Annotated in this window: 21 protein-coding genes; 11 read left to right on the top strand and 10 right to left on the bottom strand. The window is 71.6% G+C overall.

Annotation, left to right across the window (positions count from 1 at the left end):
• Window positions 1-10 precede the first annotated feature (10 nt).
• Genes FO059_RS16060 through FO059_RS16050 form a run of 3 tightly spaced genes read left to right on the top strand, consistent with a single transcriptional unit; the run spans window position 11 to window position 3,641 of the window.
• Window positions 11-1,738, top strand: a complete 1,728-nt coding sequence (locus tag FO059_RS16060) for a class I adenylate-forming enzyme family protein (RefSeq protein WP_143909963.1) — start codon at window positions 11-13, stop codon at window positions 1,736-1,738.
• Window positions 1,738-2,925: an acyl-CoA dehydrogenase family protein gene (locus FO059_RS16055; protein ID WP_143909962.1), complete on the top strand. Its 1,188-nt coding sequence runs from the start codon at window positions 1,738-1,740 to the stop codon at window positions 2,923-2,925. The genes FO059_RS16060 and FO059_RS16055 overlap by 1 nt, the downstream gene beginning before the upstream one ends.
• A 47-nt stretch (window positions 2,926-2,972) precedes the next feature.
• Entirely contained in the window at window positions 2,973-3,641 is a 669-nt protein-coding gene (locus tag FO059_RS16050; protein ID WP_143909961.1) for a TetR/AcrR family transcriptional regulator, read from the top strand.
• A 183-nt stretch (window positions 3,642-3,824) separates the two neighbouring features.
• Here the strand turns inward: FO059_RS16050 and FO059_RS16045 are convergent, their stop codons facing one another.
• Window positions 3,825-4,433 (bottom strand): LGFP repeat-containing protein, encoded by a 609-nt coding sequence (locus tag FO059_RS16045; RefSeq protein ID WP_143909960.1) that lies wholly within the window; start codon window positions 4,431-4,433, stop codon window positions 3,825-3,827.
• A gap of 273 nt (window positions 4,434-4,706) precedes the next feature.
• Window positions 4,707-7,004, bottom strand: a complete 2,298-nt coding sequence (locus FO059_RS16040; protein WP_158726357.1) for an FUSC family protein — start codon at window positions 7,002-7,004, stop codon at window positions 4,707-4,709.
• Window positions 7,005-7,111: 107 nt separating this feature from the next.
• On the opposite strand from FO059_RS16040, the gene FO059_RS16035 reads away from it, so the two are divergent.
• Window positions 7,112-7,633, top strand: coding sequence for a MarR family winged helix-turn-helix transcriptional regulator (locus FO059_RS16035; RefSeq protein WP_158726356.1), 522 nt, complete (start codon window positions 7,112-7,114; stop codon window positions 7,631-7,633).
• Window positions 7,634-7,638: 5 nt separating this feature from the next.
• On the opposite strand, the gene FO059_RS16030 is transcribed toward FO059_RS16035, so the two are convergent.
• Window positions 7,639-8,334 (bottom strand): 3'-5' exonuclease, encoded by a 696-nt coding sequence (locus tag FO059_RS16030; protein ID WP_143909957.1) that lies wholly within the window; start codon window positions 8,332-8,334, stop codon window positions 7,639-7,641.
• Window positions 8,335-8,472: 138 nt separating this feature from the next.
• On the opposite strand from FO059_RS16030, the gene FO059_RS16025 reads away from it, so the two are divergent.
• Window positions 8,473-8,793: a hypothetical protein gene (locus FO059_RS16025; protein ID WP_143909956.1), complete on the top strand. Its 321-nt coding sequence runs from the start codon at window positions 8,473-8,475 to the stop codon at window positions 8,791-8,793.
• A gap of 58 nt (window positions 8,794-8,851) precedes the next feature.
• On the opposite strand, the gene FO059_RS16020 is transcribed toward FO059_RS16025, so the two are convergent.
• Complete coding sequence (locus FO059_RS16020) at window positions 8,852-9,475, bottom strand: gluconokinase (protein ID WP_143909955.1); 624 nt, start codon at window positions 9,473-9,475, stop codon at window positions 8,852-8,854.
• 83 nt (window positions 9,476-9,558) lie between these two features.
• Between FO059_RS16020 and FO059_RS16015 the strand changes: the two genes are divergently transcribed.
• From FO059_RS16015 to FO059_RS16000, 4 genes are all read left to right on the top strand, one after another.
• Window positions 9,559-10,968 (top strand): MFS transporter, encoded by a 1,410-nt coding sequence (locus FO059_RS16015; RefSeq protein ID WP_143909954.1) that lies wholly within the window; start codon window positions 9,559-9,561, stop codon window positions 10,966-10,968.
• Window positions 10,969-11,072: 104 nt separating this feature from the next.
• On the top strand, window positions 11,073-11,951 hold the full coding sequence (locus FO059_RS18830; protein ID WP_233266664.1) for an RDD family protein: 879 nt from the start codon (window positions 11,073-11,075) through the stop codon (window positions 11,949-11,951).
• A 249-nt stretch (window positions 11,952-12,200) separates the two neighbouring features.
• Window positions 12,201-12,869 carry a ribonuclease H family protein gene (locus FO059_RS19030; protein ID WP_143909953.1) on the top strand — a complete coding sequence of 223 codons (669 nt, stop codon included), beginning with the start codon at window positions 12,201-12,203 and terminating at the stop codon, window positions 12,867-12,869.
• Window positions 12,870-12,953: 84 nt separating this feature from the next.
• Window positions 12,954-13,646, top strand: a complete 693-nt coding sequence (locus FO059_RS16000; protein ID WP_143909952.1) for a hypothetical protein — start codon at window positions 12,954-12,956, stop codon at window positions 13,644-13,646.
• A gap of 27 nt (window positions 13,647-13,673) precedes the next feature.
• On the opposite strand, the gene FO059_RS15995 is transcribed toward FO059_RS16000, so the two are convergent.
• Together FO059_RS15995 and FO059_RS15990 are read right to left on the bottom strand one after the other, a co-directional pair.
• Window positions 13,674-14,138, bottom strand: coding sequence for a hypothetical protein (locus FO059_RS15995; protein WP_143909951.1), 465 nt, complete (start codon window positions 14,136-14,138; stop codon window positions 13,674-13,676).
• A 20-nt stretch (window positions 14,139-14,158) separates the two neighbouring features.
• Window positions 14,159-15,412, bottom strand: coding sequence for an adenylate/guanylate cyclase domain-containing protein (locus FO059_RS15990; RefSeq protein WP_233266663.1), 1,254 nt, complete (start codon window positions 15,410-15,412; stop codon window positions 14,159-14,161).
• Between the two features lie 196 nt (window positions 15,413-15,608).
• On the opposite strand from FO059_RS15990, the gene FO059_RS15985 reads away from it, so the two are divergent.
• Window positions 15,609-16,388 (top strand): hypothetical protein, encoded by a 780-nt coding sequence (locus FO059_RS15985; RefSeq protein WP_143909950.1) that lies wholly within the window; start codon window positions 15,609-15,611, stop codon window positions 16,386-16,388.
• 178 nt (window positions 16,389-16,566) lie between these two features.
• On the opposite strand, the gene ilvD is transcribed toward FO059_RS15985, so the two are convergent.
• The 4 genes from ilvD to FO059_RS15965 form a co-directional block, all read right to left on the bottom strand.
• Complete coding sequence (gene ilvD / locus FO059_RS15980) at window positions 16,567-18,321, bottom strand: dihydroxy-acid dehydratase (protein ID WP_143909949.1); 1,755 nt, start codon at window positions 18,319-18,321, stop codon at window positions 16,567-16,569.
• A 191-nt stretch (window positions 18,322-18,512) separates the two neighbouring features.
• A complete protein-coding gene (trxA, locus tag FO059_RS15975; protein WP_143909948.1) occupies window positions 18,513-18,872 on the bottom strand; it encodes a thioredoxin in 360 nt (119 codons plus the stop codon).
• Window positions 18,873-19,060: 188 nt separating this feature from the next.
• Window positions 19,061-20,461 carry an FAD-binding oxidoreductase gene (locus FO059_RS15970; protein WP_143909947.1) on the bottom strand — a complete coding sequence of 467 codons (1,401 nt, stop codon included), beginning with the start codon at window positions 20,459-20,461 and terminating at the stop codon, window positions 19,061-19,063.
• Window positions 20,462-20,546: 85 nt separating this feature from the next.
• Window positions 20,547-21,500 (bottom strand): alpha/beta hydrolase, encoded by a 954-nt coding sequence (locus FO059_RS15965; RefSeq protein ID WP_408033858.1) that lies wholly within the window; start codon window positions 21,498-21,500, stop codon window positions 20,547-20,549.
• A gap of 568 nt (window positions 21,501-22,068) precedes the next feature.
• On the opposite strand from FO059_RS15965, the gene FO059_RS15960 reads away from it, so the two are divergent.
• Window positions 22,069-23,100: a L,D-transpeptidase gene (locus tag FO059_RS15960; RefSeq protein WP_143910836.1), complete on the top strand. Its 1,032-nt coding sequence runs from the start codon at window positions 22,069-22,071 to the stop codon at window positions 23,098-23,100.
• The last annotated feature ends 23 nt before the right edge of the window (window positions 23,101-23,123 follow it).

The following is a 23,123-nucleotide window of genomic DNA, read 5'->3' as shown; positions in this document are numbered from 1 at the left end:
GGCGAGCACGATGGCAACTCAGCAACAGGCGCAGGCGGTGGCGGCCGACGGCGGTTACGACGCGCTGGCGTACCGCACGTACTTCGAGAACGCGTTCACCTACATCACCGGATTCCGCCGCAACCTCCGGCGGTTCGCGGACCGGCCCGCCATCGACGATCCGGCGTCGGGCCGCTCGTGGACGTACCGGGAGCTGGGCGGGGCGGTCGACCGGCTGGCCGCGGGCCTCGCCGAGCTGGGCGTCGCCGCCGGCGATGTGGTGGCCTACCAGCTGTTCAACGGCCCGGAGTTCGCGCAGCTCTACCTGGCCACCCAGGTGGCCGGGGCCGTCGGCTCGCCGATGAACTTCCGCCTGGCCTCCGGCGAGACCGCCTACATCCTCACCCGCAACCGGCCGCGCGTGTTCTTCTACGACACCGGCAACGCGGCGATGACGGCGGAGGCCCTGCGCCGCAGCGGCCACGTCCCGGAGACCATCGTGGCGGTGGGGCCCGGCGAGCCGATCGCGGCCCCCGACGGCGCCCGCGTGCTGCGCTTCGACGACGTCGCCGCGTCGACAGGTCCTGCGCCGCAGGTGGACCGGACGATCTGGGAGGAGACCACGCGGCTCTACACCTCCGGCACCACCGGCATGCCCAAGGGAGTGCCGATGAACAGCGCCATCGAGATCTTCAGCGCGCACGACGTGATCATGCAGTTCCCGCTCGCGCCGGAGGACAAGACGCTGAACATGTCGCCGTGGTTCCACCGCGGCGGGCTGTACTGCGCCGGCCCCAACCCGTCGTTCTACGTGGGCGCCTCGGTGGTGCCGCTGCGCACGTTCGACGCCGATACGGTGCTGGACCTGGTCGAAACGCAGGGGCTGACCTTCCTCATCGGCGCGCCCACCAACCTGGCGATGCTCTCGGACGCGCAGGAGGCCAGGGCCCGCGACCTCTCGACGCTGCGCGGGGTTGTCACCATGGGCTCGCCGCTGGACCGCGAGGCGGCGCTGCGGTACCAGCGCGTGCTGCACCCGCGGATCTTCAACGGGTACGGCAGCACCGAGGGCTTCTGGAACACCTTCCTGCGGCCGGTGGATCTGCCGGAGATGGCCGGCACCGCGGGGAGGGCGTGCATCGACGACGACGTCGCGGTGGTCAAGCTGTTCGACGACAGGCCGGCCCTGCCGCACGAGACGGTGGCCCGGGACGGCCGCGAGGTGGGCGAGGTGATCGTCCGCTCCCCCAAGAGCGCGGGGCAGTACGCGGACGAGCCCGAGCAGGACGCGGCGAAGTTCCACGACGGCTGGCTGCACATCGGCGACCTCGCCACCTGGGACGAAGGCGAGTACGTGACCATCGTGGGCCGCCGCGACGACATGCTGCTTTCCGGCGGCGAGAACGTGCACCCGGTGGGCGTCGAGGCGGCGCTGTGCGAGCATCCGGCGGTCGCCGACGCGCTGGTGGTGGGCGTCCCCGACGACACGTGGGGCCAGCTTGTGGTGGCGTACGTCGTCCCCCGCGATGGCGCGGACGGGCTGAGCGAGCCGCAGGAGGCGGCCGACGCGCTGGATGCGCACTGCCGCGAGCACCCCATGCTCTCCCGGTTCAAAAGGCCCCGGGCCTACCGGGTGGTGGAGGCGCTCCCAGTGTCCGCAACGGGAAAGAAGCTGCACTACAAGGCGACCGCGACGGCGCGCGACGACATGGCCCGCGGGCTGTTCGCTCGGCCCGGCGGCGGAGACGGAGGCGAGTGATGGGCACGACGATCGATCCGGTTGCGGCGCAGTCGGTGCCGCCGACGCGGCTGGCCGAGACCGACGAGCACCGCGACTTCCGTGCGGCGGTGCGCGGATACGTCCGCGACCGGGTCGCGCCCGCACAGCGGCGGTGGGAGGACGCCGCGACGCTGCCGCGCGAGTTCTTCACGGGCGCAGGTGCACAGGGCATGCTGGGGTTCCCGGTCCCCGAGGAGTACGGCGGGCCGGGTGTGCGCGACTACCGCTACAACGCCATCGTCGTCGACGAGGTGGCACGCGTCGGCGCGGCGGCCTGCGCCATCGGGCTGTCGCTGCAGAACGACGTGGTGCTGCCGTATCTGACCGACCAGACGAACGATGAACAGCGGGCCCGCTGGCTGCCGGGCGTCGTCACCGGCGAGACCATCCTGGGCATCGCCATGACCGAACCGGGCGCCGGCAGCGACCTGGCCGGCATCCGGGCAGGCGCGGTCCGCGACGGCGACGAGTACGTGGTGGACGGGGCGAAGACGTTCATCTCCAACGGGCAGAACGGGGACCTGTTCGTCGTCGCCGTGCGCACCGGCGAGGATCGGCACGGCGGCCTGACGCTGCTCGTGGTCGAGGGGGACACCCCGGGCCTGGTGCGCGGCCGCAACCTGGACAAGATCGGGCTGCACGCGCAGGACACCAGCGAGCTGGCCTTCGAGAACATGCGCGTCCCGGTGGCGAACAGGCTGGGCGCCGAGGGCGACGGCTTCGGCATGCTGGTGCACAACCTCCCGCAGGAACGGCTGTCGCTGGCCGTCGGTGCGGTGGCCGCCGCGGAGGGGGTGCTGCAGCAGACCCTCGGCTACGTGCAGGAGCGCACCGCCTTCGGCGCGCCCGTCTCGCGGTTCCAGAACACGCGGTTCGTGCTGGCAGAGCTGGCGACGGAGCTGGACCTGGCGCGCACCTACCTCGACGACTGCATCGCCTCGCATGTGCGCGGCGAGCTCACCGCGGGGCGGGCGGCGCGGCTCAAATGGTGGACCACCGAGCTGCAGGTGCGGGTGGCCGACCGCTGCCTCCAGCTGCACGGCGGCTACGGCTACATGCGCGAATACCCGGTGTCCAGGGCGTTCGTCGATGCCCGCATCCAGACCATCTACGGTGGCACCACCGAGATCATGAAGACGATCGTCGCCAAGGACCTGGGGCTGTAGCGGGCGGCGGGGCGATGCGGTGAGCGGCGGAAGGAGGCGCGGAGACGATGGCACGAACGACGGGGATCGGCCCTGCGGCCGTCGACGAGGCGGTCCGCGCGGTCCGGGTGAGCTCGCGGCGCCGGCAGATCCTCGACGCCGCGGTGCGGGTGATGGAGCGCACCGGGTTCCATCAGATGTCCATGCAGGCGCTCGCCGACGAGGCGCAGGTGAGCGTGGGCCTGATCTACAAGTACTTCGGCGGCAAGGAAGACGTGCTGCTCGGGACGATCGTCGGCATCCTCGACGCGTTCCAGGACATGCTCGAACCCGCCATGGCCGGCGCCGGGGACGACCCGGTGGAGCGCTTCGCCGCGGGATTCCGCCGGTACATCGAGATCGTCGACGAAAACCTCGACGCGGTGGTGCTCACCTACAGGGAGAGCCGCACGCTCACCCCGGCGGGGCGCGCGCGCATCAAGGAGCTCGAGATCTCCACGGCCGCCCCGCTGCGGGACGCGCTGGCCGACGCGATCCGGGCCGGCACCGTCGGCGACGTCGACGTGGACCTGGTGACCTTCGACGCGATGATGCTCGCGCACGCGTGGGCCCTCAAGCGGTGGCACTTCTCGCCCCGGTGGGAACTCGGCGACTACGGCGCCGCGCAGCTGCGCCTGCTGCTGGGCGGGCTGATCGTGCCGGAGCACGCGCCGCGGTACGCGCACCTGCTGGGGTAGTGGGGTCCGCCGGGCGGGCTGACGTCGGTGTGCGCGGTGTTTCGACATGCCGCGCACCGTTTCCCGCGGCGGTTTCCTCTATCAGGTGCGCGGCTCAGTGACGGGGCGGCGCTGCGGGGCCGGGGACGCGGCGGGCGGCTCCGCGGAGCAGGTGCCCCTGCGGAACCGCCCGGCGTCGTGCGATCAGTTCTCCGTGATCACTTCGGTCTGATCATTGATGAACGTGATCCGCGCGTTCTCGAACTCGCTTTGCAGCCCGGTCTCGATCGGGTGCTCATCACTCGTCGGGTAGCCGAGAGCCTCGACCCCGCCGTCGGCGAGCCAGGCATCCTTGATCCTGCCCTGCACGAAGTGCGCGTCGGTCTGTGGGCTCCAGTAGATCGATGCGCCCTCGAAGTCGACGAAGTAGCCGCCGGCAGGACCCTGCTGCTGCTCGCCCACCGGGTTGCCGAGGTGGCCGCCCGGCCCGCCGACCTGCTGGTACTTGTCCGCGATGGGCTCCACCACGGTGATCTCGCCCTGCGGCCCCTGGATCTGCGTCTCGGTCGCCTCGCCACCGGACGCGTCATCGCCGCCGCCGTCCTGGCCGGCGGCGTCCTTGGCCTTGTCGCCCGCAGCGCCGGCGGCGTCCTTGGCGGAATCGGCCGCGTCGCTCGCCGCGCCGGCGGCGTCCTTCGCCGAATCGACGGTGTCACTGCTGCAGCCGGCGGCGAGTGCACCGGCGGCCGCGAGGGAGGTGATGGTCAGGGCGGTCTTGCGGAGAAGCGTCGAGTTGCGGTGTGTGAAGCGCATTCGCTTGCCTTTCCGTGTCGATGGTGTCGGCTTCGATCATCGGCGCACGTCCGCGGTCGATGATCGAACCGGTCGTCCTCCGGTCAGTGTAAAAGCGAAACGGAAATAGTTCAGTACGAGTGGGCTTCCGGCCGCGTGTCGCCGCGGGAACGCGACGGGATCAGGCGGCGCGTCTGCTCGGGGACTACGGCGCCGCGCGACAGCGACTGCTGCTGGGCGGGCTGATCATGCCGGAGCACGCGCCGCGGTACGCGCACCTTCGGGGGTAGCGGCTCACACCGCGGTGGCCGCCGGGGCGGCGTCGCCCTGGCCGGCGGCATGGCGGACGGTGCCGTCGTGCCCGGTCGCGGCGAGCAGTTCGGTCAACCGCGACGCCAACGACACCGGCCGCAGGACGTCGTCGCCGGGCGCCTGCGCGGCCAGCGACTCGATGCGCCGGTCCGTGCGTTCGATCGCGGCGGTGAGCGCCCCGTCGGGTTCATGGCCGCCGCCCAACGGCACGGGATGCGCCGCCGCGACCCGGGCCGCCTCCGCGACCAGCCGGTACACCTCTGCTGCGCCGGAGGCTCCCGGCGTCGCGGGGGCGCCCGATGCAGGAGGGCGCGGAAGCGCGACGACGGCCGCGCGGGCGGTGCGCACCATCGCCCCGTAGACCGTCAGTCGGTGCCGGGTGGTGCGCGGGCTGTTGTCCCACAGCAGCGGACGCGTCAGCGGCTTCGCCACCAGCTGCAGCCGGCGCAGGCGGTCGCCCAGTTCGATGATCAACTCGGGTGTCCCGCGCGGCGCATCGTCTTCCGGCCCGGCCGCCGGGTCCCGGGTGCCCCGCGGATTCCCCTCGCCCGCGAGCGCGGCGGCGTCGAGGAGGTCGGCCAGGGTGGTGAGCAGGTCGGCCCGGGCGCGTTCGACCGTGTCCCGGGTGCTGAGCGGCGCCACCACCAGGGCGACCGCGATCCCGCAGGCCGCGCCGATGATCGTCTCCTCGAGGCGCAGCATCAGCAGGTGATCCGAGAACTCGTGCAAGATGCCGTAGAGCTGGCTGACCATGATCGTGACGAAGAAGATCATGTACGCGTAGCCGACCCGCACCAGGTAGAGGCCGCAGAACATGCTCAGCACGATCACGGTGACCATCAGCGGGGTGTTCCCGGCGGTCAGGTGCGCCATCCAGATGCCGATGACGAGCCCGGCGAGCGTGCCGATGACGCGGTTGGCCGATTTGATGAACGTCTCCGACCGGGTACCGGTGCCGGTGAACGCGATGAACGCGGCGATCACCGCCCAGTAGTACCGGGTGGCGTCGAGCTCGCGGCCGATCCAGATCGCGAGGCCGCACGCCACCGCCACCTGCACGGCCTGCCGGCTGGTGAAGCTGAGCCTGCCCAGGGGGTTCCACCGGCGGACCCGGGGCGGCACGTCGCGCGCGACCGACGGGCTGCCGGGCAGGTTGCCCATGGCGAGGGCCACGGCAGGCTCGAACGCGCCCGGATCCTCGTCGTCGGCCGGGTCTGCGGGCGGCGGGCCGTCGTCCTCGACGAGGTCGAGGAGATCCTCGGCCGCCCCGGCCAGCCCCAGCGCGGCGACCCGCAGGCGGCCGGGCGCGATCGTCGAACCGGGCGCATCGGGCCTGCGTGCCGCGTCGCGCAGAGCGGCCGCCCCGGAGGCGACGGCGTCGCGGTCCTCCGCGGCGAGGGCGCGCACCAGGGATGCCGCCGCCGTGGTCAGTTCCGCCGGCCCGTGCGAGACGGTGCCGGTGCACCCGGCCAGGCTGTCGAGGGCCAGCGTCCACTCCAGGGTGCGCCGGCGCAGTCCGGACGCGGTCCAGCCCGCCGGCAGCGCGGAGTCCTCCGCCGACCAGGCCTCGATCATCAGCGCGGTCTCCTGCAGGCGCACGTGGCGGCCGTCGATCCGGTCGGCCGCGCGGCGCCGCGCGCGCTCCGTCTCCGCATCGAGCAGGGACGCGCAGCTCCAGAGCATCTCCACCGCGCGGGCCTCGAACGTGCGCCGGACGTCCGCGAGCACCCGCGTGGGGTTGGTGCGCAGCACCGTCGCCGTGAGCAGCAGCACCCACGCCGCCCCCACCGCCGCGGCGCCGATCAGCTCCGGCAGCATCCCCACCGTCGGGTGCAGGAGCGCGGCGAAGAAATAGCCGATCCAGAGCATGAACCCGTAGAAGAAGAACGGCAGGCCGAAGCGGCGGATGTAGACGGCGAGGAAGACGATCAGGACGAACACCGCGAGCATCGCGTCCGTGTGGTCGGCGAGCAGGGCGCCGACCGTCATCCCGGCGCCGATCGCGACGGGGAAGAACACCGCCGTGCGGACCTTGGGCCACAGCGCGCTGCCAGTCAGCGCCATTCCGCCCATCATCGCGACGATCGCGGCGAGGAGCATCGAGATGAGCCGCACCTTCGCGTCGGCCCCGATGAGCAGCGCGTACAGATAGCCGGGAATCAGCGCGGTGGCCATGGCCCCGGCGCCCGCGGCGGCCTGCCGCAGCCGCCCGTATCCGGGGTCGGAACCCCGCACCACGTTGCGCTGCCGCGCAAGGGATCGCCGTAGGTCGAGCGCCATCCACCAGGTCCTTACAGGTATCGGTATTATGCCGGTAATTGACTCCATGTTACCGGCGCCGCTCCGTGCGCGGCGCCGGGGCGACAGGGCGGAAGGGGGTGCGGGTCTTGGACGGCACAGGTAGGGACTCCGACACCGGGAGGGACTCCGACTTCGCGGCGGGTGCGGCCCTCGACGGGATCGAGGAACAGACGGCCGTGCTGGTGCGCAACTTCGAACTGCTGCGGCGGCGGGGCGGCGCGGCCGACGGGCTGGACCACGCCCGCTACCTGCTGCTGCGGAAGCTCGACGCGTCCGGCCCGTCCTCCATCGGGGCCCTGGCAGGAGCCCTGGGGCTGGATCCGTCGACCGTCGGGCGGCAGGTGTCCGGGATGGCGGCCGACGGTCTGGTCCGGCGCGGGGCGTCCGCGGAGGACCGCCGCCGGTCCGTCGTCGAAGCCACACCCGGCGGGCTCGAGCGGATGCGGGCCACGCGGCTCCGCCGTCGCCGCGAGATCGCCGAACTGCTCCGGGGCTGGACCGAGTCCGACCTGGCCACGCTCGCCGGAATGTTCGCCCGCTACAACGTGGCGGTCACCGACAAGTACGTGCGCGGAAACCCCGATCCGGCAGGCCCGCAGGGCGGGTGACGGGGTCAGGCGGAGCGGCGGATCGGCCACTCCCCGTTGACGTCGGAGGCGTCGCGGCCATTGCGCACGAGGTACTCGGCGAAGCTACGCTGGCGTTCCGCATGCCAGCGCGTCTGCTCGGCGACGATGTCGAGGGTGCGCAGATCGGGATACTTGCCCACCAGCGCCGAGAGAAGGTGCGCGGCCGCGACGGCATCCGCCTGTGCCTCGTGCGAGTTGTCCAGCGGCACACCGTAATGCCGGCACACGTCGCCGAGCGTCCGCTTGCCCCGCCGGTACCGGTCCATTTCGCGGTCGATCACGTACGGGTCCGCCACCAGCGCCGGCACGAGCGGGTCGAAGCCCTGGCGCCGGCCCTCGGCGTCCATCAGCGTGAGGTCGAAGCTGGCGTTGAAGGCCACCACCACCGCGCCCGCGTCCCACGCCTGCCGCAGCACGTCGCGGATCTCGGTGTACCCGCTGCGGTACTCCGCCCCGCCGGACCGCGCCGCCTCGGTGCTGATGCCGTGTACCGCCGTGGCCCCGGGCGGGATGGGGATGCCCGGATCCAGCAGCCACGTGCGTACCGACTCCGGGGCCGGGGACTCCCGCGCGGGGTCCAGCATGGCGACGCAGGCCGTGACGATCCGCGCCGAGGTGGGGTCGGGGCCCGTGGTCTCCAAGTCGAACGCGCAGACGGGCTGGTCGGACCAGTGGTTCATGGGGCCTCTTCCATGGGGGTCGAGCATGCGAACATCAGTTTGCCCCACCCTGCGCCGCGCCACCGACAAGTCCGGACGAAGGCCAGGTGAGCGGCGTGATTCGGGACGGCGAGGCGCGGCCGCGGATAGTGTGGTCACGTGGATGATCCGGACGCCTTCGCGCACAGTGAGCTCGCCGAGCGACGGCGGCGGGAGAAGGCGGTGGCGCTGGCGCGGTACGCGTGGGACCGCCGCATCGCGGCCGCGGAGCTCGCGGCGCTCGACGAGGCGACGCTGCGCCGCTTCGCGCGGGCCGCCGGCGTGCACCCGCCGAGCTCGCGCGCCACGTGGGAGGCGACGGTGGAACTCCTGGAGGGAAAACAGGCATGGGCCGAACGCAACCCCGATCGCGTGGAGGCGGCGCGCGCCCACCCCGAAGAACGGATCATGTGGGTCAAACCGCCGGTGCCCGGGTGGTGAGCGGCCGCTCCTGAGCGGATCGGCCCGCGGGCGGTGCACCTTCCGTGGGAACGCGCCGTCAGTACTCGGCGAGGCGCCGGAGGAGCTCGTCGACGATCGCGTCGGGGCTGCCGGTGGCGTCGACCGTGATCGCGGGCTCGCCCACGGACGGCGGTTCAAGCGTGGCCAGTTGCGAGCCGAGCATCTGCACCTTCATGTAGTGGCCCACGCGCACCTCGAGTCGCCTGCGCAGCTCCGCGCCGCCCACATGCAGGTGGAGGAAGAGGATGGGTGCCGGCCCGGTCGCGGCGGCACCGGGGCGTCCGTCGGCGGCCTCATCGTCCGCCCTTGTGCCCGCCTTGTCGTCCGCCCCGCGCAGCAGGTCCCGGTAGGAACGCCGGAGTGCGGAGCAGGCCACCACGCCCGGCGCCCCGTCGGCGGCGGAGGCGACGATCCACGCCCGGATCCTGCGCAGCCAGGGCCGGCGGTCGGCGTCGGTGAGCGCCCGCCCCGCGCTCATCTTGGCTACGGCCTGGTCCGAATGCAGGTCGTCGCCCTCCAGCATCGGCCGGCCCAGGCGCTCCGCCAGCAGCCTGGCCACCGTCGTCTTCCCCGAACCGGATACGCCCATGACGATCAGCGTCCGGCGATCCGGCGACGGCGACTGCGGGGCGGACCCGCCTGTGCGGGGACTGTGGGCCATAGTTGAGATCGTGGCACGCGCAGGGCCGTGCACGCACGTGCCGGAGCGCGGACCCTGTGCAGCACCGGCGCGCGGGGAGGGCGATGTTGCGGAACAGATCGACCGCCGGCGCGGAGCCGGAGCGCACGCGGGTGCCCCTGCCCCTGTCGATGGGGCTGGGCACCGGTTCGATGCTGCAGCCGCTCAACTCGTCGATGATCGCCGTCGCCGTCATCGCCATCGCCCACGACTTCGGCACGTTCGCCGGCACCGCCTGGGTGATCTCCGGGATGTACATCGCCACCGCCGTGGTCTCGCCGGCGGCGGGCAGGCTGGGCGCGTTGTTCGGCCCGCGGCGGATGTACCTGGCCGGGCTCGCGATCATCGCCGCGTCGTCGGTGTTCGGCGCCCTCGCCCCGTCTCTGACCTGGCTGATCGTCGCCCGGGCGCTGCTGGGCGTCGGCACCGCAACGCAGTACCCCACCGCCATGATGATCGTGCGCCGGGTGGCGGCGGAGACGGGCGCGGAGACGCGGACCGCACTCGCGGTGCTCACGGTGTGCTCGCAGTCGATGGTGGCGTTGGGGCCCACCCTGGGTGGACTGCTGACCACCGCCTTCGGTTGGCAGGCGATCATGTGGGTCAACCTGCCGATGGCGGCTCTGACCGGCCTGTGGGTGCTGCGTGTGGTCGCGCCCGACGGGCCGCGCGAACGCACCGGAGCGCGCGTCGTACTGCGCCGAATGGACCTGCCGGGCACCGTGCTGTTCCTCGCCTTCATCACCACCACGATGGTGTTCCTGCTGTCGCTGGCGGAGCGGCCCCGGTGGGTGATCCTGCCGGTGATGCTGGTTTCCGGAGCGCTGCTCGTGTGGCGTGAGCTGCGCGCCCCCGAACCGTTCATCGACCTGCGCGCGATGCTCCGCAACCGGCCTCTGGCGATGACGCTCGGCCGGACCACCGTCACCTACACCGCCTTCTACCTGGTGTACTTCGGGCTGCCGCAGTGGCTGCAGGGCGGGCGGGGCATGGACGCCGGCCACGCAGGGCTGATCATGCTGCCGCTGGCGCTCGTGAGCATCGCCTCCACGGTGACGGCCACCCGCGTCTACTCGAACTACGGGCCGCGGCCGGCGCTGCTCGTCGGCACCGTCGGACTCGTCGTCGGCGGTGCGCTGCTCGCGACGGTGGCGGATTCGACGGTCACGATCGCAGCCATCGTCGGAATCGCGATGATCCTCGGCATCCCGAACTCGTTCAACAACATCGGCAACCAGAACATCGTCAACGCCGTCACCACCACGGAAGAGGTGGGCGTGGCGCTGGGGATGTACCGGACGCTGCAGTACATCGCCGCCAACATCGCGGCCGTCATCATCGAGATCTGCATGGGCGGCGCGATCGACGACGCCGGGTTCCACCGCGTGGGCCTGGTGATGACCGGGCTGGGGGCGGCGCTGCTGGTGGGCGTCGTGTTCTCGCGGACGCTCCGGGGGCTCGGGCCGCGCGGCTGAGCAGCGCCGTCGCGGTGTGTCCTCCATGGCATCGGCCCCGCGCTGACTGTAGTGTCCTAGGCAATTCCCTGTGCTGAGGGACACATTTTGGAAGGATGCTGCCGATGACGACAGGACCCGGTGACCAGCGGCCGGACGGGGACGACGACCTGCGCGGTCCGAGCGGCCCCGGAGGCGATCAGTACGGAGGCGGCCAGTACGAAGGCGGCCAGTACGGGAGCGAGCAGTACGGGGCCGCGCCCTACGGTTCGCCCGAGTACGGCTCTCCCGGGCCGGGAGCTACGGAACAGGGAGCGCCGGACTACGGCGCCCAGCCTTACGGTTCCCAGCCCTACGGCTCCCAGGAATACGGCGCCCCCGGCTACGGCGCGTCGTCCGGGTACGGCAACGCCTATCCGCCGCCCCCGCCCCCCGGCGGCTACCAGAGCTACCCCACGGATGCCGGGGGGAATCAGATGAGCGGAGGCGGGGCGCCGGCGTCGCTGCTGCCGCGGTTCGGCGCGCGCTTCATCGACGGCCTGATCATCGCCATCCCCCAGCAGATCATCCTGGCGATCGTCGCCGCAGCGTTCGGCGTCAGCACGGGGACGCTCGACACGCTGGGCGCGTCGATCGGCTACTGGGCGGTCACGTCCGTCATCGCCGTGATCTTCGCCGGCATCTGGGTCTGGTACTACGTCTGGTTCGAGACCCACAAGGGTCAGACCTTGGGTAAACAGCTCCTGCACCTGCGGGTGCTCGGCGTACGCGGCGGCAATCCGACCCTGCAGGAATCGCTGCGCCGCAACGGTTACATCGTGCTGGGGTCGGCCGCGACCGTCATCGGGATCATCCCGTTCATCGGCTGGATCCTCCAGTTCCTCATCGGAATCGCGGTTCTGGTGTTCGTCATCGTCATCGCCGTGTCGATCAACAGCAGCCCCACCAAGCAGGGCAAGCACGACGAGATGGCCGGCGGCACACAGGTGGTCACCACTCAGTAGCCGGCCTCGACCATGCGATTCCGAGGCGCGTCCCGGTACTCCGGGCCGCGCCTCGGTCGTGTGCGCGGTCGGCTGCCGCGCGTCGCGCCCGAAGTTCGAAAGCGGGTGGGGTTGCGCTCGAAGTTCGGGGGCGACGGGCGATGGCGCACCCCCGAACCGAAACGCGCGTTACTCGCTGTGACACATGTCGCGCATGCGTGCGGCGTGGAGGGGTGGCCACATGCCCGATGCGAACGTATGGTCTGGTGCGTGATCATGGTCAGCACGGATGGGTCCTGCCTGAAGAACCCGGGTGGCGCCATCGGCTGGGCATGGGTGGACCACCGCGGTGGCGCGCATTCCGGCGGGGCCGCCGCGGGTACCAATCAGATCGCCGAGCTGCGCGCGGTCCTCGAGGCGATCAGCGCGCATCCAGGCGACGAGCCGCTGATGATCGAATCGGACTCCCAGTACGCCATCAAGTGCTCCACCGAGTGGTTGCCGGCCTGGAAGCGGCGCGGGTGGAAGACTTCCGGCGGCAGCCCCGTCAAGAACGTCGAGCTGGTGCGCGCCATCGACTCCGCCATCTCCGAGCGTTCGGGCCCCGTGCGGTTCCGCTGGGTGCGCGGGCACGTGGGCAACGAGTTCAACGAGATGGCGGACACGCTGGCGGGCAAGGCGGCCCGGGCTGCACGCGACGGGAAGATCGTCGCCACGCAGGCGCCCGGGACGGACCGGTTCGGCGCCGCCGACTCTGCACCGGACGTCGCCGCCGACGCCCCCGATGGAGTGGCGGATGCGGCCGCGCTACGGGCACGCGACCCGAAACCGGCCGACCGCGTGCAGGACCACGAGGCGGTCCGGGACGAACCGCCGGCGCAGGACCACCAGCCCGCATTGTTCCCCGCCGCCGAGAGCGAAGAGTTCACCCTGTTCTAGCCTGGGTGCTCCGGCTCGGATCATCGGCGCGGCGAGCCCGCGTCGCCTGGGCCAGGGGCACAGCCGCTCGCAGGAAGGATCGCAGTGAAACGGAGCGTCGTCGCAGTAGGTGGTGTTCTCGCAGCGGCGGTGCTGGCGGGCTGCGGGTCCGGCGGAGACGGCTCCGCGCCCGACGGCGAGTACCGCCCGCTCGGTTTCGGCACGGACAAGCGGATCGAGATGTTCGTGCCGCAGGGCTGGAGCATGATCAACCAGAACGACTTCGTGCCGTCGGACCCGGCCGAGGCCACGGGGCAGAGCGGAGTCACCTACGCACTGCTGGACCGCTCACGCATCCCGGAGGAGCTGGGGAGCAAAGTGGCCACCGACGACGCGGCCAAGGCGGAGTTCGCCGCCGAATCGCAGCAGGGCGCGGCGATCACGGCCCAGTTCACCGAGATCACCCCCTGCGACAAGGTGGAATCGATGCTGCAGGCGCAGCGCGACGCCGTCGACTTCGACTCCATCGAGGACGCGGACAGCGGCCTGGGCGACCACCGCAAGCTGGGCGAGTCCACGCGGGAGGTCGACGGCGTCCAGTACCGGTACGTCCAGTACTACTCGAGCATCCAGCTCAGTTCCACGCACTGCGTCGGCATGCTGCTGCAGTCCACCCTCAAGGCGCCCGACGACGCGGCCGTCGACGAGGCCCGCAGGACCATCACCGAGGTCGCCGACAACTCCAGGACCGATCAGCCCATCGAGAAGAACGAAGACGGAGACTCCGGCGGGAACTGACGTGGCCGCGGCCGGGAACCGGCGCTGTCAGGCCCAGCCCGCCACGAACCCCGCCACCAGCACCGCGGTGCCGCCGATCTCGCCGACGATGAGCGCGAGCATGAACCCGTGCGTGCCGCGGACGGGGTGGGAGAACTGGTTGTCGGTATCGCGCAGGAAGCCGTGGACGGTATAGCTGGCGATCGCGCCCACGAAGAACGCGATTACTACCAGCGCGGCGGTGAGATTGACTGCGGTCGGCCAGGAACTGAGCTCCGCGAACGCCGCGAGCAGCAGCGTGGCGAACGAGTACATCAGCGCGGCACGGTGGGCGATGTCGACGTAGGGGTGCGCCAGGTGGGTGGGGGAGACGGCCATCTGCCGGTACTTCCACACGCCGAGGGCCAGCGCCCACAGGAAGATCAGCCCCGCGCAGAGCAGCGTGATCCTGGTGTCGAGTCCCGGCGACCACTCGAGGGTGCCGGACGCGGCCACTGCAACAGGTTCGGTCATGCGCTGAGACTATCCGGCGACTACCCGGCGTCCTCATCCTCGGTGCGGCCGTTGCGCGGGGCGCGCTCGCCGTCGGCGCGTATCCACCGGGTCTTCCTGCGCAATTGCCGCGCACGCAGCCGGGAGTACCCGTGCACCTTCACCGGCCGGATCATGCGCGTGGACAGCCCGGTCGGCGGAGTGAGCTGCTGCGCCAGCGTCTCGTCGACCAGGACCGTGCCGGGCCGCGCCGCGCCGGTGAGGCGGGCGGCGATGTTCACCACCGCTCCGTACGCGTCGCCGTAGCGCACCAGCACGTCCCCGTAGGCCATTCCCACGCGGATCTTCGGCAACGACTCGGCCTCGCCGATCGCGTCCTGGAGGGCGATGCCGATGAGCGCGGCGGTGTCGGCGTCGTCCGCGGTGAACATGACCTCGTCGCCGACGTTCTTGATGATGCGCCCGTGATGCTCGGCGATGACCCGCGCGCAGATCGACTCGAACTCGTCCAGCAATGTGGCGAGGTCCGTGATGTCGATCCGCCTGGTCAGATGCGTGTAGCCGACCATGTCCGCGAAGCCGACGGCGAACGGGCGGCTGTCGTCCCCCTCGCGGGTGCGCAGCAGGATGCGCTCGGCCGTGGCGGCCAGATGCCGCCGCCACACGTGGTTCTGCAATTCGCCGATCATCGGCAGCAGCGCGTCCGCCGTCTCCACCACGATCGAAGTGACGGTCTCCTCGTCGAACGGCTCGGCGCCGACGTCGGCGCTGGCGGCGCCCGGATCCGAGTCGTCGGACCACTTGCCGGGCGAGCGGCGGTTCTCCATCAGCGCGTTGAGAACGAACTCGGTCACCAGCGACACCTGCCACTCGGCGAGCCGCGACATGGCCTGGCCGGTGGCGCGTGAAATGGGGGCGATCACGTCCGGGGCGAGCACGCCGGAGTCGGTGAGGCGTTTGAGCACGCGCAGCGCGGCGACGTCGGAGTCCGTGTAGTTCGCGGAGTCGGGGTCGGACGGGATGGCGAACCCCATGGCCGTCCACAACTCGGTGCAGCGTTCCACCGGCACGTCCGCGAGTTCGGCGACCTCGTAGCGGTCGTACCGACGCTCGCCGCCCAGCAGGGACGTCTCGATGGCCGCGCGGGTGGCGTCGACGACGCTGGGCGGCGCCAGCGACTCCGCGGCACGGGCCCGTGCGCGCGTGGCCTCGCGTGACCGGGAGCGGATGGGGGCCGATTCGTCGGGCGGGGACGGCTCGTCGCCGGGCCGCGAAGGGTCTTGTCGGCCTGCCACTGCGCTCCCTCCTGCGGTGCCCTCGTCCGGTTCCCGCGGTCTGATCCTATCGCCGGGGCCGGATCGACAGCGTCTGGCCGCCGCAACGTGGGAAGGCCGCCGCCCAGGTGCATCGCACACGGCCGACGATGCTGCCGCCGCAGGTGCTTATCATGTCTCGGGAGTCCGGCCCTCGGCTACGGAAGGAATGGGCACAATGGCAACGCGCTCGGCCGCTGCGGCGGTCTCGCTGACCGACGACGATCTCGCGACGATTCGATCGGCGCTCGCGGACGGCAAGAACCCGACGGTGTACCTGCGGGACCCTGTTCCCAGCCTCGAAGTTCCGGCAGGAGCCTCTGCCAAGGTGCAGTCGATCAACGGTACGACCCTCACCGTCAAGCCCCGCAGGATCGACGACGAGCTGCCCTACGAGGCCGACGAACTCCGCATGACCAGGAAGGCGCCGGCGGTCCCGGCGAAGAAGGTTCCGTCGGCCCCATCGGCCGCAAGGAAAGCCCCGGCGCGGAAGGTCCCGGCCAAGCGGACGCCGACCGCGCCTGCGAAGGCCGCATCTCCGGCCAGGACTGCTGCGCCGGAGCCGGATTCCGGCGGGACCGTGTCCGGCTCCGGGAAGGCCGCCGCCGCGCAGTCGGCATCGGGAGCGGCCGACGCGCCAGGTGCCACCGCCGCGCAACGGCGCAAGCCGCGGGGACGTGGCCCCACGTCGGTGACCGTCACCATCGAGGGCGCGGCCTCCGGCACCCCGCACGAGTGGACCGTCACCGTGGTGGGCGGCGGCGCCCGGTCCGGCAAGCCGGTCCCGGTGCGTGCGGAGTCGGTGGTGCAGTCGGTCGACGCACTCGGGGTTCCGGCGGCGTCGAAGGCGGTGGACGCGGTGCTCGTTTCGGCTCGGGCACAGGCGGAGCGGCGGGTGGAAGAGCTCGCGCGCGAGCTGGCCGAGGCCAAGAAGACCCTGCGCTCCCTGGGCAAGTAGCGCGCGGGAGCGTGCCGCGCGCCGATCATCACCCCGCGCGCGGATAATCCTCCCGCGCGCGGATCGTCCCGGCGTGTCGCGGCAACAGGCGCGCGGCACGGCATCGGGCGCGCGGCGCGAGAACGGGCGCGCGGCGCGAAAAATGGGCAGCAGGGAGCGCCGAACAGGCCCGCTCGCGCTACCCGCAGACTGCGCCCTCGGAGGCCGAGTGCACGAGCTTCGCGTACTTGGCCAGCACCCCGCGTGTGTAGCGCGCGGGGAGTGGCTGCCAGCCTTCGCGCCGGCGTTCCAGCTCGGCTTCGTCCACCCCCAGATCCAGTGTGCCGCCGGAGACGTCGAGGATGATCGGGTCGCCGTCGCGGACGAAGGCGATGGGCCCCGCGTCGACGGCCTCGGGCGCCACGTGGCCGACGCAGAGGCCGGTGGTGCCGCCGGAGAACCGGCCGTCGGTCAGCAGCAGCACGTCCTTGCCCAGGCCGGCGCCCTTGATGGCCGCGGTGATGGCGAGCATCTCCCGCATGCCCGGGCCGCCCTTGGGGCCCTCGTAGCGGATGACCACCGCGTCCCCCGCCTGGATGGTGCCGTCCTCGAGGGCGTCCAAGGCGGCCCTTTCACGGTCGAACACGCGCGCCGTCCCGCGGATCACGGAGTCGTCGAAACCGGCCGACTTCACCACGGCCCCGCCGGGCGCCAGGGTGCCCTTGAGGATGGTCAGTCCGCCGGACGGGTGGATCGGGTCGTCCAGGGCCCGCAGCACCTGGCCGTCGGGGTCGGGCGGGTTGATGTCCGCCAGGTTCTCGGCGACGGTCCTGCCGGTGACGGTGAGGCAGTCGCCGTGCAGCAGCCCCGCGTCGAGCAGGGCCTTCATCAGCACGGGCACGCCGCCCTCGCGGTCGACGTCGAGCATCACGTGCCGGCCGAACGGCTTGACGTCGGCCAGGTGCGGCACCCGCGCGCCCACCCGCACGAAGTCGTCGAGCGTCAGCTCCACCTCGGCCTCGTTCGCGATGGCCAGCAGGTGCAGCACCGCGTTGGTGGAACCGCCGTAGGCCATCACCACCGCGATGGCGTTCTCGAAGGCCTTCTTGGTCATGATGTCGCGCGCGGTGACGCCGTCGGCGATGAGCCTGACGACGGCCTCCCCGCTGCGGCGCGCGTACCCGTCGCGGCGGCGGTCCGATGCGGGCGGCGCGGCGCTCCCCGGCAGTGACATGCCGAGCGCCTCGGACACGCACGCCATGGTGTTCGCGGTGTACATCCCGCCGCAAGCGCCCTCGCCGGGGCAGAAGGTGCGCTCGATGGTGTCGACGTCTTCGCGGCTCATCAGACCGCGCGCGCAGGCGCCGACGGCCTCGAACGCGTCGATGATGGTGACCTCGCGTTCGGTGCCGTCGGACATCTTGGCCAGCCCGGGCAGGGTGGAGCCGGCGTAGAGGAAGACGTTCGCCAGGTCCAGGCGCGCGGCCGCCATGAGCATGCCGGGCAGGGACTTGTCGCACCCGGCCAGCAGCACGGAGCCGTCGAGCCGCTCGGCGTTCATGACGGTCTCGACGCTGTCCGCGATCACTTCACGGGACACCAGAGAGAAGTGCATGCCCTCGTGGCCCATCGAGATGCCGTCCGACACCGAGATGGTGCCGAACTCCAGCGGGTAGCCGCCGGCCGCGTGCACCCCGTCCTTGACCGCCTGCGCCAGCCGATCCAGCGACAGGTTGCACGGGGTGATCTCGTTCCACGACGACCCCACGCCCACCTGCGATTTGCCCCAGTCCTCGTCGCCCATGCCGACGGCACGGAGCATGCCGCGCGCGGCGGTCTTCTCCAGGCCGTCCGTGACGTCACGGCTGCGCGGCTTCACATCGTGCGACGCCGTCGCGCCCGCATCCGCCGCGCCGCCTGGCGCAGGCTTCTGCGCCGCGTTCTCGTCCGCCATCGTGGTCCCCTATCCGTAGACAGCACCGACACTCGTTGCCCACTACATAACCCGCAGTACGCGGTGCTAGGCAAGGGGCGGCCGGGGAGACGGGGTGTGAGAGGGGCTGCAACGCGGCGGGGCGGGGCACCCGTGCGGGCGCCCCGCCCCGTCGGCGGTGCTGTCGGGTGGGCCGGTCGCCCCCGGCCGGATCAGCCCTCCTGGGCCATCTGGGCCCGGACCTGCTCCATGTCGAGGTCCTTGACCTGCTGGACGAGCTGTTCGAAGGCCTGCTTGGGCAGCGCACCCGGCTGGGCGAACACCAGCTGGCCCTCGCGGAACGCCATCAGCATGGGGATCGACGAGATCTGCGCGGCCGCGGCGAGCTGCTGCTCCGCCTCGGTGTCCACCTTGCCGAACACGATGTCCGGGTTCTGCTCCGCCACGGACTTGTAGGTGGGAGCGAACTGCTTGCACGGGCCGCACCAGTCGGCCCAGAAGTCGACGAAGACGATGTCGTTGTCGGTGATGGTCTGCTCGAAGGTGTCGGCAGTGAGGTCCTGGGTGGCCATGGCCGCTCCAATCGGTCTTCCCGCCGTGAGCGGGTCGGTTTCACTCGGCGTGGCCCCGCCCCGGCGGCCGTGACGGTCGCTGCGGCGGGGTCGTGCTCTCACCACGGCATAACATATCGCGTGGCGGCGGCATTCCCCGGCGCGGTGCGGCTTAGTCCGGCTGTGACCGGTCCCACCAGGCGTTCTGCTCAGAACACCGCGCCGGGGTTGAGCAGCCCCTTCGGGTCGAGCGCCGTCTTGATGCGGCGGTTGAGTTCCATCTCGTCGGGGCCGAGGTACTGCGGCAGCCACGCCTTCTTCATGCGCCCGATGCCGTGCTCGCCGGTGATCGTGCCGCCCATCGACAGCGCCAACTCGATCACCTCGCCGAAGGCCTGCTCGGCGCGCGCGGCGACGGCGGGATCGTCTGCGTCGGAAACGATCAGCGGGTGCGTGTTGCCATCACCCGCGTGGGCGACCACGGCGATCGTCACGTCGCGGCGGGCGGCGATGTCCGCGATGCCCGTGACCAGCTCGGGGAGCCGCGTCATCGGCACGCCCACGTCCTCGAACAGCAGCTCGCCGAGGGCCGCCACCGCGGGGAAGGCGGCGCGCCGCGCGGCGCAGAAGGCCTCACCCTCGTCGGCGTCGTCGGTGTGGAACACCTCGGTGGCGCCGGCGTCCTTGCACGCGGCCACCATCTGCTCGAGCTCGGCCGCGGCATGCCCACCGGGAGCGTCGGATTGGGCGATCAGCATGGCCTCGGCGTCGCGGTCGAGGTCCATCCTCAGGTGGTCCTCGCACGCATTGATGGACACCTTGTCCATGAACTCGAGCATCGCGGGGCGCATCGAACGGGTGATCGCCAATACCGCGTCGGCGGCCGCGCGGAGGGATGCGAACGTGGCGACCATCGTCACGGCCGGGTCCTGGCGGGGGATCAGGCGGACCGTGATCTCCGTGACCACCCCCAGGGTGCCCTCGGAACCCACGAACAGCTTGGTCAGCGACAGCCCCGCCACGTCCTTGAGCCGCGGCCCGCCGAGCCGCACCAGGGTGCCGTCCGCCAGAACCACGTGCAGCCCCAGGACGTAATCGGTGGTCACGCCGTACTTGACGCAGCACAGCCCGCCCGCGTTGGTGGCGATATTGCCGCCGATGGAGCAGATCTCGAACGACGAGGGGTCCGGCGGGTACCACAGGCCGTACTCCGCGACGGCCTTCTTGACCTCGGCGTTGAGCAGGCCCGGCTGCACCACGGCGGTGCGGGTGGCCGGGTCGACGGTGATGCCGCGCATCTTCTCCAGGCTCAGCACCACGCCGCCGTCGACCGCACTGGACCCGCCGGACAGGCCGGTGCCCGCGCCGCGCGGCACGACGGGCACGCCGTGCGCATCGGACCAGCGCATGACCGCCTGCACGTCCGCGGTGCACGTGGCCCGGACGACGGCGGCGGGGGAGCCGGCGTCGGGCTGCTTGGCCCAGTCCTGGCGGTAGCCGGCCGTGGTGTCGGGGTCGGTCAGGAGCGCTCCCGCGGGCAGCCGGGCGGCGAGTTCGTCGAGGAGCTCCGACGACGCGACGGCCGGCTTCGCGTGGTGGGCGGTGGGCATGGGGCGGCTCCCGGGTCGGACGGCGGACTCGACGCCCACTGTAGGCCGACGCGGCGACGACGGCGGCCGCGTCGTCGGGCCCGCGCTAGTCCACGGGGGTGAGGAGCGCGCCCCAGGCGGAGCGGATGAAGCGGCCGATCTCGGCGATCGCGTCGTGGCCCTCGGGGATGACGTCGGCGAACACCTGGAACACGTGTGGCTGGTGGTCCCACACCTGCAGCTCGCACGGCACGCCCGCCGCTGCGAGGCGCTCGGCGATGAGCGCGGAATCCGGGTAGAGCATCTCGTGTGAGCCCACCTGGATGAGCGTCGGCGGGAGCACCGTGAGGTTCGCGTCCACGGGGCACACGCGGGGGAGCTGGCCGCGTGTGGTCATCGCCTGCTCGTCCATCCGATCCGACAGCTTGGCCAGGGCGGGGACTGCGCGCCGGGGGAACATGGAGCAGTGGCGGGAGTTGCGGTGGGCCAGTTTGCGCGTGGGGTCCATCTCCGTCAGCGGTGACAGCGCGACGATGCCCGCGGGCCCGGGCAGGCCGGCCGCGGCGATGGCAAGCGGGACCTCGAAGGCCAGGTAGCCGCCGGCCGAGTCGCCTGCCACGAGGATGTTCTCAGCGCTGTAGCCGCTGGCCAGCAGCCACTTGTAGGCGTCGACGCCGTCGGAGATCGCGTCGCTGATGGTGTGGTGCGGCAGCAGGCGGTAATCGACGGCGAGCACGGACGACTGGCTGACCGCGGAGATGCGCGAGACCATGCGGCGGTGCGTGCGCAAACCGCAACACAGGAAGGCGCCGCCGTGCAGGTAGAGGACCACGTGTTCGGCGTTGGCGCCGGGCCCCTGGATCCATTCGGCGTCGCAGTTCTGCAGCCGGACCGGCTGGTGCTGGGTGCCGTCGATGGCGGGGAGGGCGGTGGCGGCGGCGTCGAGCATCCCCACGGGCCAGCCCAGGCGGCTGGTGTAGGACCACACCGAGAAGGTGGGACGCGCCGTGACGCTCAGCGCTCGCGAGACCAGTTGTGATTGGAGGCTGGCGCCGCGCATGTGCTGGCGGCGGACAGTGGTGGCGACGCCGGCCGCCGGGGCCGTGCTGCCGAGCGCGGAGGGCCTGTGCGCGGCGGTATCCGCGCGGCGCGCAGAGCCTCCACCAGGCTCGATGAGCCGTAGAACACTACTACGAGTCATGGCGTCCTCCTCCTGCAACGTCGTACCGGTTCACGGATCTCGGAAAACTGCGTCGTTCCAGTGCCGCGAGCAAACGATGCCACACTGACACGTGTTCCGCATCACATCGTTATCAAATTGTTTGACAGGCGTTCACCGTCTGCATTGATGACTATCGCGTCTCCGCCGGCGTGCGCTACACATCGCAGGCCGCTGAACGCGGTGACCGGGGGGCGTGAAACGCCGCGGGGCGGCCGGAGAAGTCGTAGCGAAAGGGGTCGCTGCGCGTATCGGGCCCGGTAGTGGGAGGATGGAATGCACGCGATAGGCCGCTCTGGTGGCCCGCAGGAATTGTTGACGGCCGGACCGACCGAGGTGGATGAGAATGCCGACACAACCGACCGGACCCGACCCCCGCGTCCCCGGGGTGGCCAGGCGGCGCGGTGCGATGCGCCGCATGCGCGCCGGTCTGCTGCGGACGGGTACAGCACTGGTGGCGGCCGCGGGGCTGGCGTCTGGCATTGCACTGGTCGGCGGCACGGCCACCGCGCAGCCGCTGGGTGGAGCGGGCTCCGTGGAGCTGCCGGAGATCGCCGCTCCCGAGCTGCCGCAGATGCCGGCCGTCCAGGTGCCGGACGTCCCGCTGCCCGGCGGGCAGGACCTCGCCGGAGTGCTCGAGCAGGTGGGCGTCCCCGTCGCGCACGGGCCGGACGGCGCCACCGTCGGGCAGACCGGGCCCGCGCCCCTGGAGCCCGCGAACTTCGGCACGCCGCAGATCACGCCCGCAGAGGGCGCCGTGGTGGGTGTGGCGCAGCCGATCATCATCAACTTCCCCGAGCCGGTGGGTGACCGCGCCGCCGCCGAGCGGGCGATGCGCGTGACGACCGACAACGGCGTCACCGGCGCGTTCCACTGGTTCGGCGACTCGCAGGCGCGCTGGCGCCCGCAGAACCTGTGGCCCGCACACACGCAGGTCACCGTGGAGGCGGGCGACGCGGTCCGGCACTTCACCATCGGCGACGCCCTCATCGCTACCGCCGACGACGCCACGAAGACCATCACCGTCACGCGCGACGGCCAGGTGGTGCGCACGATGCCCACGTCGATGGGCAAGCCGGGCCACGAGACCCCCAACGGCATCTACACCGTGGGCGAGCGCTTCCGGTCGATGATCATGGACTCGTCCACCTACGGGGTGCCGGTGGATTCGCCGGAGGGCTACCGGCTGGAGGTCGAATACGCCACGCGGATGTCCAACAGCGGCATCTTCCTGCACGCCGCCCCGTGGTCGGTGGGTGACCAGGGTAACACCGACGTCAGCCACGGCTGCCTCAACGTGAGCACCGCGGATGCCAAGTGGTACTTCGAGAACGCGCAGCCCGGTGACCCGGTGATCGTCGTCAACTCGCAGGGCGGCCAGCTCAACGGGCACGACGGCCTGACCGACTTCTCCATGCCGTGGGGCACCTGGGCGGGCTGACCCGCCGGGGCGGACGGGCCGCT

The sequence above is a fragment of the Tomitella fengzijianii genome, assembly GCF_007559025.1.
Taxonomy (GTDB): Bacteria; Actinomycetota; Actinomycetes; order Mycobacteriales; family Mycobacteriaceae; genus Tomitella; species Tomitella fengzijianii.
The sequence above is the reverse complement of the archived record's forward strand: the minus strand, read 5'-3'. Positions and strand labels throughout refer to the sequence as shown.

Bases quoted from the DNA above. Each gene is read 5' to 3' on its own strand.
- FO059_RS16060 (WP_143909963.1), top strand. From the start codon at position 11: ATGGCAACTCAGCAACAGGCGCAGGCGGTGGCGGCCGACGGCGGTTAC.
- FO059_RS16055 (WP_143909962.1), top strand. From the start codon at position 1,738: ATGGGCACGACGATCGATCCGGTTGCGGCGCAGTCGGTGCCGCCGACG.
- FO059_RS16050 (WP_143909961.1), top strand. From the start codon at position 2,973: ATGGCACGAACGACGGGGATCGGCCCTGCGGCCGTCGACGAGGCGGTC.
- FO059_RS16045 (WP_143909960.1), bottom strand. From the start codon at position 4,433: ATGCGCTTCACACACCGCAACTCGACGCTTCTCCGCAAGACCGCCCTG.
- FO059_RS16040 (WP_158726357.1), bottom strand. From the start codon at position 7,004: ATGGCGCTCGACCTACGGCGATCCCTTGCGCGGCAGCGCAACGTGGTG.
- FO059_RS16030 (WP_143909957.1), bottom strand. From the start codon at position 8,334: ATGAACCACTGGTCCGACCAGCCCGTCTGCGCGTTCGACTTGGAGACC.
- FO059_RS16020 (WP_143909955.1), bottom strand. From the start codon at position 9,475: ATGGCCCACAGTCCCCGCACAGGCGGGTCCGCCCCGCAGTCGCCGTCG.
- FO059_RS16015 (WP_143909954.1), top strand. From the start codon at position 9,559: ATGTTGCGGAACAGATCGACCGCCGGCGCGGAGCCGGAGCGCACGCGG.
- FO059_RS18830 (WP_233266664.1), top strand. From the start codon at position 11,073: ATGACGACAGGACCCGGTGACCAGCGGCCGGACGGGGACGACGACCTG.
- FO059_RS15995 (WP_143909951.1), bottom strand. From the start codon at position 14,138: ATGACCGAACCTGTTGCAGTGGCCGCGTCCGGCACCCTCGAGTGGTCG.
- FO059_RS15985 (WP_143909950.1), top strand. From the start codon at position 15,609: ATGGCAACGCGCTCGGCCGCTGCGGCGGTCTCGCTGACCGACGACGAT.
- ilvD (WP_143909949.1), bottom strand. From the start codon at position 18,321: ATGGCGGACGAGAACGCGGCGCAGAAGCCTGCGCCAGGCGGCGCGGCG.
- trxA (WP_143909948.1), bottom strand. From the start codon at position 18,872: ATGGCCACCCAGGACCTCACTGCCGACACCTTCGAGCAGACCATCACC.
- FO059_RS15970 (WP_143909947.1), bottom strand. From the start codon at position 20,461: ATGCCCACCGCCCACCACGCGAAGCCGGCCGTCGCGTCGTCGGAGCTC.
- FO059_RS15965 (WP_408033858.1), bottom strand. From the start codon at position 21,500: ATGCGCGGCGCCAGCCTCCAATCACAACTGGTCTCGCGAGCGCTGAGC.
- FO059_RS15960 (WP_143910836.1), top strand. From the start codon at position 22,069: ATGCGCCGCATGCGCGCCGGTCTGCTGCGGACGGGTACAGCACTGGTG.